17 protein-coding genes are annotated in these 17,532 nt (G+C 39.5%); 16 read left to right on the forward strand and 1 reads right to left on the reverse strand.

The window, feature by feature from the left end; genetic code table 11:
- Positions 1 to 85 precede the first annotated feature (85 nt).
- The 13 genes from OFN67_RS05230 to OFN67_RS05290 all read left to right on the forward strand — a co-directional run bounded on the left by OFN67_RS05230 (position 86) and on the right by OFN67_RS05290 (position 13,994).
- On the forward strand, positions 86 to 2,458 hold the full coding sequence (locus OFN67_RS05230) for a molybdopterin-dependent oxidoreductase (protein ID WP_443101024.1): 2,373 nt from the start codon (positions 86 to 88) through the stop codon (positions 2,456 to 2,458).
- A 1-nt stretch (position 2,459) separates the two neighbouring features.
- Positions 2,460 to 2,990: a hypothetical protein gene (locus OFN67_RS05235; RefSeq protein ID WP_270868926.1), complete on the forward strand. Its 531-nt coding sequence runs from the start codon at positions 2,460 to 2,462 to the stop codon at positions 2,988 to 2,990.
- Positions 2,991 to 3,118: 128 nt separating this feature from the next.
- Positions 3,119 to 4,246, forward strand: a complete 1,128-nt coding sequence (locus tag OFN67_RS05240; RefSeq protein ID WP_270865203.1) for a cation diffusion facilitator family transporter — start codon at positions 3,119 to 3,121, stop codon at positions 4,244 to 4,246.
- Between the two features lie 62 nt (positions 4,247 to 4,308).
- On the forward strand, positions 4,309 to 5,901 hold the full coding sequence (locus OFN67_RS05245; protein WP_270868925.1) for an ABC-F family ATP-binding cassette domain-containing protein: 1,593 nt from the start codon (positions 4,309 to 4,311) through the stop codon (positions 5,899 to 5,901).
- Entirely contained in the window at positions 5,901 to 6,104 is a 204-nt protein-coding gene (gene thiS, locus OFN67_RS05250; protein ID WP_270868924.1) for a sulfur carrier protein ThiS, read from the forward strand. The genes OFN67_RS05245 and thiS overlap by 1 nt, the downstream gene beginning before the upstream one ends.
- A 1-nt stretch (position 6,105) precedes the next feature.
- The gene (gene thiF / locus OFN67_RS05255) at positions 6,106 to 6,738 is read left to right on the forward strand and encodes a sulfur carrier protein ThiS adenylyltransferase ThiF (RefSeq protein WP_270868923.1); all 633 of its coding nucleotides are present in this window, start codon (positions 6,106 to 6,108) and stop codon (positions 6,736 to 6,738) included.
- Between the two features lie 108 nt (positions 6,739 to 6,846).
- Positions 6,847 to 7,608: a thiazole synthase gene (locus OFN67_RS05260; protein WP_270868922.1), complete on the forward strand. Its 762-nt coding sequence runs from the start codon at positions 6,847 to 6,849 to the stop codon at positions 7,606 to 7,608.
- A 1-nt stretch (position 7,609) separates the two neighbouring features.
- Entirely contained in the window at positions 7,610 to 8,755 is a 1,146-nt protein-coding gene (thiH, locus tag OFN67_RS05265) for a 2-iminoacetate synthase ThiH (RefSeq protein ID WP_270868921.1), read from the forward strand.
- A 26-nt stretch (positions 8,756 to 8,781) separates the two neighbouring features.
- Positions 8,782 to 9,378, forward strand: coding sequence for a thiamine phosphate synthase (locus OFN67_RS05270; protein ID WP_270868920.1), 597 nt, complete (start codon positions 8,782 to 8,784; stop codon positions 9,376 to 9,378).
- 106 nt (positions 9,379 to 9,484) lie between these two features.
- Positions 9,485 to 10,345, forward strand: coding sequence for a DUF2971 domain-containing protein (locus OFN67_RS05275; protein WP_270868919.1), 861 nt, complete (start codon positions 9,485 to 9,487; stop codon positions 10,343 to 10,345).
- Position 10,346: 1 nt separating this feature from the next.
- A complete protein-coding gene (locus OFN67_RS05280; protein ID WP_270873983.1) occupies positions 10,347 to 12,104 on the forward strand; it encodes a WG repeat-containing protein in 1,758 nt (585 codons plus the stop codon).
- 77 nt (positions 12,105 to 12,181) lie between these two features.
- Positions 12,182 to 12,313 (forward strand): hypothetical protein, encoded by a 132-nt coding sequence (locus tag OFN67_RS05285; RefSeq protein ID WP_270868773.1) that lies wholly within the window; start codon positions 12,182 to 12,184, stop codon positions 12,311 to 12,313.
- Between the two features lie 226 nt (positions 12,314 to 12,539).
- Complete coding sequence (locus OFN67_RS05290) at positions 12,540 to 13,994, forward strand: Mur ligase family protein (protein ID WP_270868772.1); 1,455 nt, start codon at positions 12,540 to 12,542, stop codon at positions 13,992 to 13,994.
- Positions 13,995 to 14,057: 63 nt separating this feature from the next.
- Here the strand turns inward: OFN67_RS05290 and nusA are convergent, their stop codons facing one another.
- The gene (nusA, locus tag OFN67_RS05295) at positions 14,058 to 15,188 is read right to left on the reverse strand and encodes a transcription termination factor NusA (RefSeq protein ID WP_270862047.1); all 1,131 of its coding nucleotides are present in this window, start codon (positions 15,186 to 15,188) and stop codon (positions 14,058 to 14,060) included.
- Positions 15,189 to 15,344: 156 nt separating this feature from the next.
- On the opposite strand from nusA, the gene OFN67_RS05300 reads away from it, so the two are divergent.
- Genes OFN67_RS05300 through OFN67_RS05310 form a run of 3 tightly spaced genes read left to right on the forward strand, consistent with a single transcriptional unit; the run spans position 15,345 to position 17,519 of the window.
- Positions 15,345 to 15,587 carry an HP0268 family nuclease gene (locus OFN67_RS05300; protein WP_270858271.1) on the forward strand — a complete coding sequence of 81 codons (243 nt, stop codon included), beginning with the start codon at positions 15,345 to 15,347 and terminating at the stop codon, positions 15,585 to 15,587.
- Positions 15,584 to 16,879, forward strand: coding sequence for a tRNA (N6-isopentenyl adenosine(37)-C2)-methylthiotransferase MiaB (gene miaB, locus OFN67_RS05305; RefSeq protein ID WP_270868771.1), 1,296 nt, complete (start codon positions 15,584 to 15,586; stop codon positions 16,877 to 16,879). Before OFN67_RS05300 ends, miaB begins: the two co-directional genes overlap by 4 nt.
- Positions 16,860 to 17,519, forward strand: coding sequence for a lysophospholipid acyltransferase family protein (locus tag OFN67_RS05310; RefSeq protein ID WP_270868770.1), 660 nt, complete (start codon positions 16,860 to 16,862; stop codon positions 17,517 to 17,519). Before miaB ends, OFN67_RS05310 begins: the two co-directional genes overlap by 20 nt.
- Positions 17,520 to 17,532: the final 13 nt, after the last annotated feature.

Genomic DNA, 17,532 nt, shown 5'->3' on the forward strand with positions numbered 1-17,532 from the left:
TGATATTTGATTTCATTTTATCAAAGTTGTATAATTTTTGAAATTCCAAAATTTCTAACGATAGGGGGCAAGTATGAAAGATCAAATTTCAACTTCTAGGCGCAAATTTTTGCAATCATCGGCTGTGGTAGCTAGCATGGCTGCTACGGCGTCTTTTGGTGCAGAGACAAAACCTGCCAAAAGCGTCGCTCACGCTAGTGGGTATGGCGCGTTTTATGCGGATTTAGACGAGAGTGGCAAGGTCATAGCAATCCGTCCGCAAGAATCAAACAAAGATCCTAAATTCCCGGGTATCGAGGGCTTAATCGATAGAAATATGAAAAACCGCGTGAAGTATCCTTGCGTGCGAAAAAGCTTTTTGGAGGGCAAAAACACTCCCGAGCTTCGTGGCAAAGAGGAATTTGTGCGAGTTAGCTGGGAGAAGGCTTACGAGCTTGTGCTAGAAAAATTAAAAGCCGTAAAACCAGAAGAAATTTTTAATGCTAGTTATGACGGGTGGAGCCACCCAGGTATTTTGCACAATACCGTTCCGCTTCCTGGCAGGTTTTTTAATATCGCTTTTGGCGGTGCGGCGATTACGAGTGGGGATTATAGCGTGGGTGCTGCAAGTAGGGTAAATGGCTCGATTACAGGCGATTTGGAAGTTTTTGCATTGCAAACTACGCACGAAGTAATTTTAGAAAATACCAAAACTTATGTGCTTTGGGGTGCGGATATTTTAAAATGCAATCAAATCGATTATCGTATCGCAAACCACGCAAATGTGGTGTGGTATGAAAAATACGCCAAATCAGGCATTAAATTTATCGCGATTGATCCGCAATACACACAAATCGCGCAAAAATTCGGCGCACAGTGGATTAAAATCCGCCCAAATACCGATGTCGCGCTAATGCTTGGTATGATGCACTATCTATACACTAGTGGAAAATATGATAAAGAATTTATTGAAAAATATACTTATGGATTTGATAAATTTCTCCCTTACCTGCTAGGCAAAAGCGAAGACAAAATCGAAAAAACCCCTGCTTGGGCGGCTGGTATTACAGGCGTGATCGAAGAAAATATAAAAAGATTAGCAGATTTATTTGTAAGCGATAGAACGCTACTAGCTGGAAGCTGGTCGCTTCAAAGGGCGCAGCATGGCGAACAAATGCAATGGGCGATGATAGTTTTGGCTTGTATGATAGGTCAAGTCGGGCTTCCTGGTGGCGGATTTGGTTTTGCATTGCATTACAACGGCAACTCACAAGCTAGAAGTGGCGTGAAAATGCCCGGCGGAATTTCACAAGGCAAAAACAAAGTCGATTTGATAATCCCTGCTTCAAGGGTAAATGAAGCGCTTTTAAACCCAGGAAAAGAGATAAATTTTAGGGGCGAAAAGATCACACTTCCGCATGTCAAAGTCCTTTATGCAGTAGGAACAAATATCCTAGGTCATCACCCAGATACAAACGAAGTTTTAAAAGCCCTAGCTAAGGTTGAGACTATCATTTCCCAAGAGCCGTTTTGGACGCCGATGAGCAAGTGGGCCGATATTGTTTTGCCGACAACCACTCAGCTTGAAAGAGATGATATAGCTTATGGCGGATCGTATTCACAAGACTATGTTTATGCACTCAAAAAGGTCTTTGAGCCGCCATTTGAAGCTAGAAACGACTATGACATTTTCGCCGATATGGCAAAGCTAGTTTCTGAAAAAGCGTGGCGACAATTTACCGGTGGCAAGGATAAAATGGAGCAAATAAGGGGACTTTATGAGCGTAGCGATTGTCCAAATTATATGAGTTTTGACGAGTTCTGGGAAAAAGGATTTGTGCATTTCGAGCCTGGTGAAGAGGCGCGAAAATTCGTGCGACTTGGCGCATTTAGAGCAGATCCGGTAAAAAACAAACTCTCTACCGAAACAGGCAAAATTCAAATTTATTCAGATAAATTTGCAAGTTATAATCTACCTGATTTTAAGGCGCACCCTATGTGGTTTGAGCCTAGTGAGTGGCTTGGAAACAAAGAGCTTGTAGCCAAATTTCCATTTCATATTTTAAGTCCGCCCCCAGCGTATAGAATTCACTCAAATTTGGATAATTCTGATTTTATACGCAAAATTTGCAAAGTCGGCAACAGAGAGCCTGTAACCATAAACGACGAAGACGCGAGCGCACTTGGTGTCAAAGACGGCGATACGGTTGAGATTTACAACGATCGTGGCAGAGTGCTAGCTGGCGTAATCGTAAGCAAATCCATAATGAAAGGCGTAGTAGCACTTTGCGAGGGCGCGTGGTATGATCCAGACGAAGATGGCAGAGACCAAGCAGGACACATAAATGTGCTGACAACCTCAATTCCTACTTCGCAAATGGCACAGGCTACTTCTGCAAATACCTGCCTTGTAGCGATTAAAAAAGTAGATGTCGCCCCATACAAAGGCATAAGCGAACCAAAAGTAATCGAGGGCTAAAATGAAAAAAATAGTTGTATTTATGGCGATTTTGCTAAATTTGGCGTTTGGCGAGACGAAATTTATCGCGGATATCAAAACCGATTTGATTGATCCAAACACTAAAAGCGTGGTTGGCGAAATTTTAGAAGGTACGCCAGTAAAAATCATCAAAGATGACGGAAAATTCGCCCTTGTCGAAATTAGTGGCGAAGTAAGCGAGAATGATGATAAAATTTTGGCTCTTAAAAAAGATCCGCTTGTGGTATTTTTCAAAATGAAGGAGCAAAAGGCTACACCAAAGGCGCAGTTTTTGGTAGATAGCACGAAGCTTGGCTCAGATCCGCTTGAAGCGTGGGAAGAGGTAGAAATGCTCTATTACGATACTTGCAGTTCGTGCCATGCCGCACACAAGCCAAAAGAGCATTTAATGATTGAGTGGGACGCGCTGATTACAGCAATGCAGCTGTTTGCTAAAATCGATGATGACGAAAAAGCAAGGCTTCTTCGCTATGTCCAAGCCTACGCAAAAGACGGCATAGTCAAGGAATAAAAACTTTCTTTCAAACACTTTCGCGCTAAATTTTACTTCAAATTTGGCGCGATAAATTTTCTCCTTTATTATCAAATTAAGCTTTATTTTGATAAAATCGCGCCTTTTAAATTACAAAAAGGAAATCTATGCAAATCCCAGAAAAGGTCGTTCCGCGCGATAAAATCATCGTTCGCACAGGGCTCGTTGGAATCATCACAAATGTGGTTTTGGCGCTGTTTAAGGGGGCGATCGGGTTTTTCACAAACTCCATAGCTATTGTAATCGATGCTATAAACAATCTAAGCGATGTGTTAAGCTCGGTCATTACGATTGTGGGGCTTAAACTTGCTGGCAAAAAGCCTGATCGTGAGCACCCTTACGGGCATGGCAGGATCGAGTATCTCACGGCTCTAAGTATCGGCGTGATTATCCTATATGCGGGGTTTGCGGCGCTTATTAGCTGTGTGCGCAAGATTTTTGCTCCGCTCACGCCAGATTACGACGGCGTTTCGCTATTTTTGATTGCAGTTGCGGTCGTAGTAAAAATCGTGCTTGGCTCATATACCCATAAAATGGGTGTTAGGGCGAATTCTGACTCGCTAATCGCAAGTGGGATTGACGCGAAATTTGACGCGCTAGTGTCGTTTTCGACGCTAGTGGCAGCGTTTATTTTTATATTTTTCGGTGTGGCTTTGGAGGCGTATTTGGGCGTGATTATTTCGCTACTACTTATCAAAACAGCTGCCGAAATTTTAAAAGACACTATCAATAAAATTTTAGGAAGCCCCCTAAATATCGAGATTGCAAAGCAAATTTATACCGAAATCAAGAAAATCGACGGCGTGCTTGGCGCGTATGATTTGATGTTTCACGACTACGGCCCTGATAAAATGCTGGGCTCCGTGCATATCGAAGTTAGCGAGGATATGAGCGCGGCTAGTATAGATACACTCACGCGAAAAATTCAGAGTGAAATTTTTGCCAAATTTAGCGTGGTTATCGATACTGTGGGCATTTATGCGCTAAATTTAAAAGATGAGCAAACCGCTAAAATTTATAGTGAAATTCAAAAAATTGTTTTTAGCGATGAAAAAATTTTGCAAATACACGGATTTCACGCAAATTTGATCGAAAAAATCATCAGTTTTGATGTGATTATTGATTTTGACGCGATTAACCGCGAGCAAATACATCAAAATATCATCAAAGAAGTCAGCGCGAAATTTAGCGATTATGAAATTTTAATCGCCCTTGATAGCGATTATAGTGCCTAAATTTTGGCTAAATTTAGCCTTTTTTTGTATAATCGCAAAATTTTAAATTCCAAGGATAAAAAATGATAGAAATCAAAGATTTAGTAATGCGTTTTGGCAAACAGCTGCTGTTTGAAAATGTAAATTTGACACTTCTAAAAGGCCATAGATACGGACTAATCGGCGCAAACGGCGCAGGTAAATCGACGCTGCTTAAAATTTTAAGTGGCGAGGTCGAGCATAGTAGTGGCGAAATCGTCGTTGAAAACGGCCGCAAAATAGGCGTGCTCGGGCAAAATCAATTTGCGTTTGAGGAATTTTTGGTAAAAGACGCTGTTTTGTATGGCAACAAACGCCTATATGAGGCCGTCAAAGAAAAAGAAAAACTCTACGAAAGCCCCGAATTTACCGATGAAATCAACGACCGCTTGGCTGAGTTTGAAATCATCTGCGCCGAAGAGGATCCAAACTACGAGTATGAGACGAGAATCGAGAAAATTTTAAGTTCGCTGGGTTTTAGCGAAGATGAATTTGGCAAAAAAATGAGCGAAATCGAGGCCAGCGACAAGGTCAAAATCCTCCTAGCTCAGGTGCTGTTTCCTAAGCCCGATATTTTGTTTTTAGACGAGCCGACAAACAACCTTGACATCGACGCGATTGCGTGGTTGGAGTTCGAGCTAAACCGCCACGAAGGCACTATGGTCGTCATCAGCCACGATAGACATTTCCTAAACCGCGTCTGCACGGACATTTTGGATGTGGATTTCAAAAAGGTGCGCGAGTTTAGCGGGAATTACGATGATTGGTTTATCGCGGCAAATTTGATAAAAAAACAGGCTGAATTCGAGCGCGACAAAAAGGTCAAAGAAAAGGCAGAACTTGAAAAATTTATCGCCCGTTTTAGCGCAAACGCTAGCAAGGCCAAACAAGCCACAAGCCGTCAAAAACTGCTCGATAAAATCGACATTAGCGAGATTGCGACATCTTCTCGCAGGGAACCAAGCATACTTTTTAAACTAGGGCGCGAGATTGGAAATGAGATTTTAGAACTTAGCGAGATTGATAAGAGTTTTGGCGAGATTAAAATTTTGCAAAATTTCAATTTAAAGCTTTTAAAGGGCGATAAAATCGCCGTTATCGGGCGAAACGGCGTGGGTAAATCGACGCTGTGCAAGATCATCGTGGGCGAAATGGCGCCAGATAAAGGCAAGGTGCATGTGGGCGCGACTATCGAGCAAGGATACTTCGCGCAGGATACGAGCTCGGCGGTGAGTGGCGAAGCGAAGCTGTATGATTATCTCAGAGATGAGAAAAACAAGGATTTAGACGAAATTCGCAAGTGCCTTGGGCGAATGCTTTTTAGTGGCGCTGAGCAAGAAAAAAGCGTGGGTGCGTTAAGCGGTGGCGAAAAACACCGCGTAATGCTAAGCAAACTAATGCTAACTAAGCCAAATTTTTTGGTGCTTGATGAGCCAAACAATCACCTTGATTTGGAGGCGATTATCGCTCTTGGCGAGGCGCTGTATAGTTTCGCTGGGTGCGTGATTTGCGTCAGCCACGACCGCGAACTCATAGACGCTTTTGCAAATCGAATTTTGCATTTAAAGGGAAATGGCGAGATTGTGGATTTTCGTGGGACTTACGAAGAGTATCGTGCGAGTTTGGGAGAAGAGTGATGATAAAAGTGCGTGTAAATGGGCGTGAGTGCGAGTTTGATGCCGATATGAGCGTGGAAGAATTTTTGCGCTTACAAGGGTTTGATTTGCGCTATATCGCCGTGGAAGCCGACGGAGAGATTTTGAAAAAAGATTTATGGAAAAGTTCGCAAATTTCAGATTTTAAAATTTATGAAATAGTTGAATTTGTGGGTGGCGGGTGAAATGCTGAATTTAAAAAACGAGAGCGAATTTAGGGCTGAAATTTTCGCGCGAAATCCGCGTGGCGTGAGTGAAATTTTATCACGCGCCAGGGTTTGCATACTAGGAGCAGGTGGGCTTGGCTCAAATGTCGCTATAATGCTTGCTCGCGCTGGTGTGGGTGAGTTTTTTATCATCGATTTTGACATTGTCGAGCCGTCGAATTTAAATCGCCAACACTACGCCTTAAAGCATTTAGGAAGCCCTAAAATAGAAGCTTTAAAAGAGCAAATTTTGGGTATTAACCCTTATGCGAAAGTGCAAATTTGTGGCGAAAAAATCACTAGCGAAAATGTGCGTGAAATTTTGCGGGACGAAAAAATCATCTGCGAGTGCTTCGACGGAGCCGAAAATAAGGCGATGATAGCGAATTTATCGGCTGAGTATAGGGATAAAATTTTCGTTTGCGCTTCGGGTATGGCTGGTCTTGGGGGAGCAAATTCTATCCAAACTCGCAAATTTGGGGCAAATTTATATCTTTGTGGCGATAGCACGAGTGGGGCAGGGCTCGAAAATGGATTAATTTCTGCGCGAGTAATGCTATGCGCCGCCCACCAAGCAAACGCTGTGGTAAATTTGATATTGAACCGAGCCTAATTTTATGGCTATATTTCGTTAATTTTCGCCTTTTGCTTGAAATCTTAAAATTAATTCAGATTTTCTTTGTATAATCTCACAAATCACAAAATTTAAAGGAAATTTCAAATGGATAAATTAGTTTTAGGTGGCAAGGAATTTTCGTCTCGCTTCATAATGGGTTCTGGTAAATTCGACCATGAGATGATAGAAGCCTGTGTCCATAATGCTGGGTGCGAGATCGTAACACTAGCACTTCGCAGGGTAAGCGAGAGCAAAGATAGAAATATTTTAAATTTCATACCAAAAAGCGTTACGCTTTTGCCAAATACAAGTGGCGCCAGAAACGCCGATGAAGCCGTGCGTATCGCAAAACTCGCCCGTGAGCTAGGCTGTGGGGACTTCGTCAAAATCGAGATTATCACAGATAGCAAATTTTTATTCCCCGATAATTACGAAACCATTAAAGCAACCGAAATTCTAGCAAATGACGGATTTATCGTGCTTCCGTATATGCACGCTGATTTAAATGTGGCTAGAAGCCTAAAAAACGCAGGAGCAGCCGCTGTGATGCCGCTTGGTGCGCCCATTGGCTCAAATCGTGGGCTTATGATGAGAGATATGATTGAAATTTTAGTCGGCGAAGTGGATTTGCCAATCATCGTTGATGCAGGTATCGGTCGTCCGTCTCAGGCGTGTGAAGCCATGGAAATGGGGTGTGCCGCGGTCATGGTAAATACCGCAATCGCCACTTCTAGCGATTTAGTCCAAATGGCAAAAGCCTTTGCAAATGCGATAAATGCAGGGCGAGACGCCTATAATGCCAAATTTGGCGCCGTGCGAAATACTGCCGCGGCAAGTTCGCCGCTAACAGGCTTTTTAAGGGACTAAAATGGAAAAACCAGATCACATGAAATACCTAGCACACATGCAAGAAATCGATGATGGCTTAATGCAAAAAGTGCTAAATTTAAGGCAAAATTACGACCCAAACGCTTATAATGAAGCCGATGTTTTAAGGGCGATAGAGAAAAAAAATAGAAATTTAGACGATTTTGGCGCACTTCTAAGCGTGGTCGGGGCTAAATTTTTAGAAGAGTTAGCAAGGGCGAGTATGAGTGAAACTAGGGCGAAATTTGGCAATAATATCTCGCTTTTTACGCCGATTTACATTTCAAATTATTGCGATAATAACTGCGTGTATTGCGGATTTAGCAAAAAAAATCAAATTAAAAGAGCCAAGCTTAACGATGATGAGCTAATAGCCGAATACGAAGCGATAAAAAAGAGCGGACTTGAAGAGCTTTTGGTGCTAACAGGCGAGAGCAGGGTTGATAGCGATGTGAGCTATATCGCTCATGCGTGTGAAATCGCCAAAAAATATTTCAAGGTCGTAGGCGTGGAGATTTATCCATTAAATTCCGATGAATACGCCATTTTGCATAACTCAGGCGTGGATTTTGTAACCGTTTTCCAAGAGACATACAACACAGAAAAATACGCAAAACTGCATTTAGAAGGCAATAAGCGAATTTTCCCGTATCGCTTCAATGCCCAAGAAAGGGCGATAATGGGCGGTATGCGTGGAGTGGGCTTTGCGGCACTTTTGGGGCTTGATGATTTTCGCAAAGACGCCTTTGCTACGGGCGCGCACGCGTATTTGTTACAACAAAAATACCCGCACGCCGAAATCGCCTTTTCAGTCCCAAGACTTCGCCCGATAATAAATAATAACAAAATCAACCCGCGAGATGTCCATGAAAAGGAGCTTTTGCAGGTGATTACCGCGTATAGATTGCTAATTCCTAGTGCGAATATTACGATTTCGACGCGCGAAAGGGCTGGTTTTAGAGACGAAGCGATTAAAATCGCCACAAATAAAATTTCAGCAGGAGTAAGTGTGGGTATCGGCGGACACAGCCAAAAAAAGGGCGACGAGCAGTTTGAGATAGATGACGCCAGAAGCGTGGCTGAGGTTTGTGCTGCGATTAGGGGTGCGGGGTTAGCGCCACTGATGAGCGAGTATATTTATCTGTAAATTTGCGAAATTTGGGGCGAAAAAAGTTGAAAATCACGGCGATTTCGAATTTAGAGCTTTGTGGTAGCAAAGAGGCGTTGAAAGAGAAAATTTCACGGCTTTGCGAAGCGGGGATTAGCGAAATAATCTTGCGTGAGAAAAATTTGAGCGTGAGCGAATACTGCGCGCTTTTTTGCGAAGTTTTGCAAATTTGCGAACGCTTTGGCGTTCGCCTTTTTTTGCATAATTTTTTGGATTTAGCTTACGAGTTAAATTATAAATTTGTGTGGTTGCCTTTGCAAATTTTAGAGCAAAAATCTAATCGAAATTTAGCCAAATTTGAAAAAATTGTAGTTTCAGCTCACAGCATAAATGAAGCGGGGCTTGCCCTAAATTTGGGTGCAAATGCACTTTGTTTAAGCCATATTTTTCCGACTTCTTGTAAGGAAAATTTAGAGCCAAAGGGGCTAGATTTGATTAAGAAAGTGCGTGAATTTTGGAGTGGCGAAATTTATGCCCTTGGCGGGATAAATTCTAGTAATTTTCGCTCCACACTAGACGCAGGAACCGATAATATCGCCATAATGAGCTCTGCCATGACATGCGAAAACGAAAAAGAATTTGTGAAAAAATTTAAAATTTAATTCCATTATTAATTCGAACATATAAAACAAAAATTTTTTATTTAAGTATATATACATATATATATCGGTAAAATCCTGAGATTATTTTAGAAATTTTAGGATTGTAATGGAAAAATCAGAAGAAGGAACGTATTCAAAATTTAAGGGTTTGGATTATAAGAAAGGTGATACATTTTGTGATTTTGTTGTAAAAAATCGCTATTTTGTAGAAATTTTAGAAAATTCCGCTCTTTATGCTTCAAATTTTACCGAAATGAACGATATTGATGAGTTTAGATATAGTTTTTGCTATGATAAAAATATAACAAAGCAAAATAAAAAGAAATTGTTAGAAAAAATACAAAATCTTTATTCAGCAAAAGAAAAATTTTATTTCACATCATTTTCAGAATTCAGCGAAAAAGCACAAGACTATCTTATGTGGGCTCATTATGCAAATCGTTCTCTTGGTGTAAGAATTGATTTTAAAGTCTCGGATCAAGATGAAAAGAATTATGTCGTGCCGATAAAATACAGCAACAATTTTCCTGAAATTTCAAATATAGAAAATATACAAGCAAAAAAATTGCTCGAAATAATGAGCACAAAAAATAGCTGTTGGAGATACGAAAGAGAGCATAGGGCTATTTTTAGCGAAAATGATTTTAGCGAACTTTGCGATAATGGCAAACATTATTTTCCTATACAAATTCAAAGTATAACTTTGGGTAGAAAATTTTGTATGTCGGAAAATTCTAGGGTTTATGACCTAGATTTAGAAAAAAGTAGAAAATTTGATAAAAATGTCATAGAAGTAGCAAAATTTATATATCAAATTTTGAAAAACAATAAAAAATATTCATTAAAAATGCCTGAAATTCGTGCTTACAAAACAAAATATTCGCCAAAAACTTCTAAGATTACGGAAGATTTATTAGTAAATTTTACTTTTTTAATCGAAATTTTTAAGATAGAAAGGAAAGGTTAGTATGGTAACTGATGCTGTTGTGCCTTGTCAATATAAAGAAATTAAAGAAATTGACAATAATCTTTTTTTGGTAGGAATAGTAAGTCAAAATGGAATTGGAACTCAATATGGAATTTTTGATAAAACAGGCAGAGAGATAATTCCTTGTCAATATAAAGAAATTAAAGAATTTGATGATAATTTTTATTTTGTAGCAAAAGAAGGATATGATGGACTTTTTAATAATATACCTTTTATTTCAATATGCGGACTTATCGACAAAGCAGGTAAAGAGATAATTCCTTGTAATTACAGAGAAATTAAAAAAATTGATGATAATTTTTTTGTAGTAAGAAGTGTAGATGAATATGGACTTTTTAATAAAACAGGTAAAGAGATACTTTTTTGTATTTACAAAGAAATTAAAAAAATTGATGATAATCTTTTTTTGGTAAAAAATGGAACTCAATATGGACTTTTTGATAAAACAGGTAAAGAGATACTTTTTTGTATTTACAATGAAATTAAAGAAATTGATGATAATCTTTTTTTGGTAAAAAATGGAACTCAATATGGAATTTTTGATAAAACAGGTAAAGAGGTATTGCCTTGTATTTACAATGAAATTAAAGAAATTGATGATAATCTTTTTCTAGTATGTAGTGGAAGAAATTACGAGTTTTTTGACAAAACAGGCAAAAAGATAATTCCGTGTAAATACGATGAAATTAAAGAAATTGATGATAATCTTTTTTTGGTAAAAAATGGAACTCAATATGGAATTTTTGATAAAACAGGTAAAGAGGTATTGCCTTGTATTTACAAAGAAATTAAAAAATTTGATGATAATCTTTTTTTGGTAGAAAAAGTAACTGATGAAGGTTTCTGTCAATATGGACTTTTTGATAAAACAGGTAAAGAGATATTGCCTCGTAAATATAATGAAATTAAAAAATTTGATGATAATTCTTATTATGTTCAGAATTTTTACTATCAATGGGGGCTTGTTGATAAAACAGGCAAAGAGATAATTCCTTGTAAATACAAAGAGATTAAAAAATTTGATGATAATCTTTTTTTGGCAAAAAATGGAACTCAATATGGAATTTTGGATAAAACATATAAAGAGATATTGCCTTGCAAATACAATGAAATTAAAGAATTTGATGATAATCTTTTTTTGGTAAAAAATGGAACTCAATATGGAATTTTGGATAAAACATATAAAGAGATAATTCCTTGTAAATACAAGGAAATTAAAAAATTTGATGATAATTCTTATTATGTTAATGATATTCGCTATAAATGGGGGCTTGTTGATAAAATAGGTAAAGAGATAATTCCTTGTAAATACGAAGAAATTAAAAAAATTGATGATAATTCTTATTTGGTAAAAGTAGAATATGATCAATACGAATCTGTCTATAAATACGAACTTGTCGATAAAACAGGCAAAGAGTTTCATAATTACGATAAAATTTATTTTATCGATGGCTATGTTATAGGAAGAAAAGGTGGTTATGCTTCTACCTTTGAATATGAAAAAATAACAGTACCTCACAGAGAAAAATACGGATTTGTAAATGTTGCAAGTGGAGAGATTATGCTAGAAGCAGTTTTTTATTCACGACCAGAACTTATAAGACCCATCGCTGATAATATATTCCATATTAAAGTTGGTTACCAAGAAATGTTGGTAGATAAAAAAGGAAATTTATTGAAAGTAATAGAAAATAGAGAAATAATAGTAAATATAAACAAAAAAGATTTGCAAAGCTAAATTTATACTCTCTGTATTGCCACTATTTTAACATTTATTTTAGTTTCGTATGGTGGGCGTCCTTGCCACCGAAAATAATGCAAATTTCTTTTTGTTATCCTGCTATGCTTATCGTTGCAAAAGAGCAAAGCCGTTATGGCGATCTACAAGCCAAAATTTACAAACAAATTCTAAAAATAGAATTTAATCAAATTTTGGAATTTGGCTAAATTTAAAATTGTTCAATGCTAAATTTATGTTGAATTTTGCTTTAAATTTCTCTGGATTGCTTCGCTTTCTGCGAAAGCTCGCAATGACAGATTAGAGTAAATTTTGCATTGACGCAAATCAAGCTCTAAATAATAAAATTTATCGCAAAAATAAGCAACAATCAAGTTTTTTTAGAATAAAATTACAGGTTTTGTAATCTAAGTATAAATAAATTTGAGGGAAAAAATGTCGGCAGTTATTTCAAATTTTATTTTCACCCTTGCTTTGGGATTTTACGCGCTTACTTGTTTGCAGTGGTTTTCGTATCGTGTGGAGCGCGTAATGCATCATTTCACCAAGCCTATGTGGCATTTGTATTTTTTCATAATTCCAGTTTTGGCTCAAATCGCGGCTATGTTTTGCCCGTTTTATTACGCAGCCTTGGGCGTGGTAACGGCTAGCTATATCGCTGTTTTGGCGCTTTGGCACAGGGGGCTGGACAAAAAGCTAGTTTTTACCGATCGCATAAAAAGGGCGTTTGCATACATAGCCTCGTTTGCGGTGATTGTGGGGATTGTGGAGATTTTGATTGATATTAAATTTTCAACCGATATTAAAATTCCAGCCGTTGTTGCGCTATTTGTGGGATTGTTTTTTCATTTCAGATACGAAAAAACGCTTTTTAACCGCTTCAAAGCTAGCGCATTATCCAAGCTAAATACGATGAATAATCTAATCATCGTCCAAATCACGGCAAGTTACGGCAAGACGAGTATCAAAAACTTCCTTTATGATATCCTTAGCCCGCACTTTGTCTGCTACAAGACCCCGCGCTCGGTAAATACGCTAGCTGGGATTGTAAAGGACATAAACGATGATTTGCCAAAAAATACTCAGGTCTATATCGCAGAAGCAGGTGCCAGACTGCCTGGCGATATCGCCGAAATCACCGAGTTTTTGCGCCCGCAAATCGTAGTTGTAGGCGAGATTGGCGCGCAACATTTGGAGTATTTCAAAAGCGTAGAAAATATCCGCGCTACCAAGCTTGAAGCGCTAAATTCACCGCGTCTAAAACACGCATTTGTGCATTCTAGCACGCTTTGCCACAACAGCGCCACGATTAGCACCTATGATATCGGCACGAAGGTGATTAGCTCGACACTAGACGGGATTAAATTTAGCCTTAAAATCAATGACGAAAATTTCAGGCTCTCTGCGCCGGTGCTAGGCGAGTTTAACGCGCAAAATCTCAGCGCATGTGTCATGGTAGCGAGGTTTTTGGGCGTAAATGATGTCTATATCCACAACGCAGTAGAAAAAGTCAGAAGCGTCGAACACCGCCTCCAAAAGATCGAAAACGGCGGCAAAATCATCATTGATGACGCATTTAACGGCAATCTAGCCGGTATGCTAGCCAGCTACGAACTATGCAAAACTTACAAAGGAAATAAAGTCATCGTAACCCCTGGAATCGTCGAATCGACCAAGGAAGATAATGAAGTGCTGGCCAAAAAAATCGATGAGGTTTTTGATCTCGTGATAATAACTGGCGAGTTAAATTTAAAAACGCTCAAAGACAATATAAACCCCGGCAAAGTTTATGTGCTAAAAGATAAATCGAAAATGGTTGAAATTTTGGCTAAATATACCAAAGCAGGGGATTTGGTGCTGTTTTCTAACGACGCGCCAAATTTCATATAAATTTTAAATTTTGATTATTTTAAAATTTGCGAATTTTAAAAATTCGCAAATTTGAAAGAATTCTCACAGACCGCCAAAGAGCGCTTCGAGATTTTTTAATCCCTCTTCGTTTGATACTTTTTCGCTTGATGCGCCTGTTTCGATTAGCTCGATTTCATAGCCACTTAGCATTGAGGCTAGGCGGATATTTAGGCCGTTTTTGCCGATAGCTTTGGATTTTTGGTCAGGGTTGATATAGACGATTGCTTTGTTTTCATCTGTGATTTTGACCGAATTTACAATCGCAGGCGCCATTGCGCGCGAGATTAAAATTTCAGGCGAGGCAGAGTATTCAAACGCGTCTATGCTCTCTCCGCCAGCTTTTTTGTCCTCTTCGCTTAAATTTTTGCTCAAAAACTTACTCACAGCGTCGATTCTAGTGCCGCCTTTGCCCACTGTCGCGCCCACTGGATCGATATTTGGCGAAACTGAGCTAAGGGCTATTTTCGTGCGTTTGCCAGGAATCCTAGCGCATGCTTGGATTATGACGCTTCCGTCTTTGATCTCAGGGACTTCCGTGCGCAAAATCGCCTCCAAAAACTTCGGACTTGTGCGTGAAAGTTCTAATTTTATGCCTTGATTTTTGTCGATATAGGCGTTTTTGATGACGGCTTGGACGACATCGCCCACTTTGAAACTCTCGCCTTTTATGCGGTTTTTTTGTGGCATGTAGGCTTTGATATCGTCGATTTCGACAAATGTCGTTTCGCTAGCGTCGATTTTGGTGACGGTGCCGTGGGCTAGGGTGCCGATTTTGTTTTTATAGCTTTCGAAAATTTTCTCTTCGAGTAGGCGTTGGATATGGTAATTTAGCTCTTTTGCCAAAACCTGCGAAGCTGTGCGGCCGAGATTTTCGATATTTATATCATAGCTTAGCTCGTCGCCAATCTCAGCGTCCCCGTGTTTTTTGGCTTCGCTAATTGCGATGAAATTATCCTGTCCTGCGCGCTCGTCATTATCGGCTACGACCTGGACTTTTTGGTAGAGTTTGACCTTTTTTGTAACGGGATCTACCTCGCTGTCGTAGATAAACTGCTCGCCAAATAGCCTTTTTGCGGTTTGGATAAAGGCTGTTTTGACCCGTGCGCCCACATCTGAGGGATCAAGTCCCTTTTCGTTTGCGATAGACTCGATTATGTCTGTGATTTTTTCCATAATTTTCCTTTTCTTACACTGCTAAATTTTGGGATTTTTAAAATTTTCGAGTTCGGTATTATATTAAATTTAGACTTTATTTTTATTTAAACGAATTATTATATTAATTTTGCTAAACTCATCAGTTTAAAATTTGAAATACGAAAGGATGAAGCAATGCAAGTAAAACTCGCTAGAACTAGCCTAGAAGCGAAGCCAAAGAGTGCAAAAGTCGAAGATTTGGAAGCTCAAATCGCAAAAAGTGGTCAAAAAATTTTCTATTTAGATAGAGAAAATTCGCATAAAGATATCATTGCGCTGATAGAATTTTTTGAAAAAAAGGGATTTTCGGTCTATCAAAGAAGCGTGTATTATGGCCTAAATGAAAACGAATATATGTATGAGGTGCATATAGTTTGAAAAAATTTCTCTACATACAAACCCTCGGTTGTGCGATGAATGTGCGTGATAGCGAGCACATCATCGCCGAACTAAAAAACCAAAATTACGAACTCACAAACGATATTAACATTGCTGATTTAATCCTTATAAACACCTGCTCTGTGCGTGAAAAGCCCGTGCATAAGCTTTTTAGCGAGATTGGCGCATTTGACAAAGTCCGCAAGGCTGGCTCAAAAATCGGAGTTTGCGGTTGCACTGCTTCGCATTTGGGAAATGAGATTTTTAAGCGTGCCCCTTATGTGGATTTTGTGCTAGGAGCACGAAATGTGTCTAAAATTTCGCAAGCTGTGCGGACGCCAAAATTTATTAGCACCGATATAAACTACGATGAGAGCGAGTTTGCCTTTGGCGAATTTCGGGGCAGTCCTTACAAATCATACATAAATATTATGATTGGTTGCGACAAAAAATGTTCGTATTGTATCGTGCCACAAACCAGAGGCGACGAGCTTTCAATACCGGCTAAAATCATACTTGATGAGGCGCGCAGAAGTGCTGCGCGCGGGGCAAAAGAGATATTTTTGCTCGGTCAAAATGTCAATAACTATGGCAAAAGATTTTCCAATGCGCACGAAAAAATCGATTTTAGCGACCTTTTAGTAAGGCTAAGCGAGATTGAGGGGATCGAGAGGATTCGCTTTACTAGCCCGCACCCGCTTCACATGGACGATAAATTTTTAGAAGTTTTTAGCTCAAATTCTAAAATTTGCAAATCCATGCACATGCCACTACAAAGTGGTTCGACTAAGGTTTTGCGCGATATGAGGCGTGGATATAGCAAGGAGTGGTTTTTAGACCGCGCGCTAAAACTGCGAGATTTATGCCCAGATGTGAGCATTAGCACCGATATCATCGTGGCTTATCCGACGGAGAGCGAGGCGGATTTCGCCGATACAATTGATGTGCTAAAACAGGTGAAATTTGAGCAGGTTTTTAGCTTTAAATTTAGCCCGCGTCCGCACACGCCGGCGCAGAATTTGGCGCTAATCGACGATAAAGTCGCAAGTGCGCGCCTTAGCTATTTGCAGGGCTTGCATAATGAAATTTTAGATGAGATTATGAGCGCGCAGGTAGGTAGAGGGCACGAGGTGTATTTCGAGGAACTGCGCGAAAACAATCAAGTAGCTGGCAGAAGTTTTTCGAATTTTTTGGTTTGCGTAAATGGTAGCGAGGAACTGCTTGGGCGCACACTAAATGTAAAAATCGAAAAAGCCGCTAGAATGGCACTTTATGGAAAAGTTACCCTTTAAAAAACGCATTATCTTTTTTTGTGTAGAATATATTGGGACTTTTTTGATACGCTTGATTTATCTTACTTGTAGGGTTAAATTTAGCGATACAAAATTATCAGATGAAACTTGTGTGGTGGTGTTTTGGCACGGCAGACTTGCAATGATGCCTTTTGCCTATCTTCGCTACTGGAAGCGGTATTATGGCGAAAAAAGAAAGGTAAAGGTCATCATCTCGGACCACAAAGACGGCGAGATTATCACGAGAGTGATTTCGCATTTTGGTATTGGCGCGATTAGAGGGTCAAGCTCCAAAGGCGCAGTTAGGGCGCTGATGAACGCATTTAGCGAAATCAAAAGCGGCGTAGATGTCATCATTACCCCAGATGGCCCCAGAGGCCCAAGACACAGCGTCGCAGACGGAGCCGTGACAATCGCGCAGAAAAAAAATCTCAAAATTTACGCGCTAAACTACGAAGCGAGCCGTTTTTGGGAGTTTAGAAGCTGGGATAAAATGGTCTTGCCAAAGCCCTTTTCGCGCATAAATTACAGCCTAAGCGAGCCACTAGATATCGCTGGACTAGGTCTTGAAGAGGCGAAAGAGAAAATAGCAAATTTGCTTTTTGCTCAGGCCGAAAAAGATAAAAATTTCGATTTTTAGTTTTGCATAAACG

Origin of the sequence: Campylobacter sp. JMF_11 EL3 (assembly GCF_027736965.1) — a bacterium.
Classification (GTDB): domain Bacteria; phylum Campylobacterota; class Campylobacteria; order Campylobacterales; family Campylobacteraceae; genus Campylobacter_B.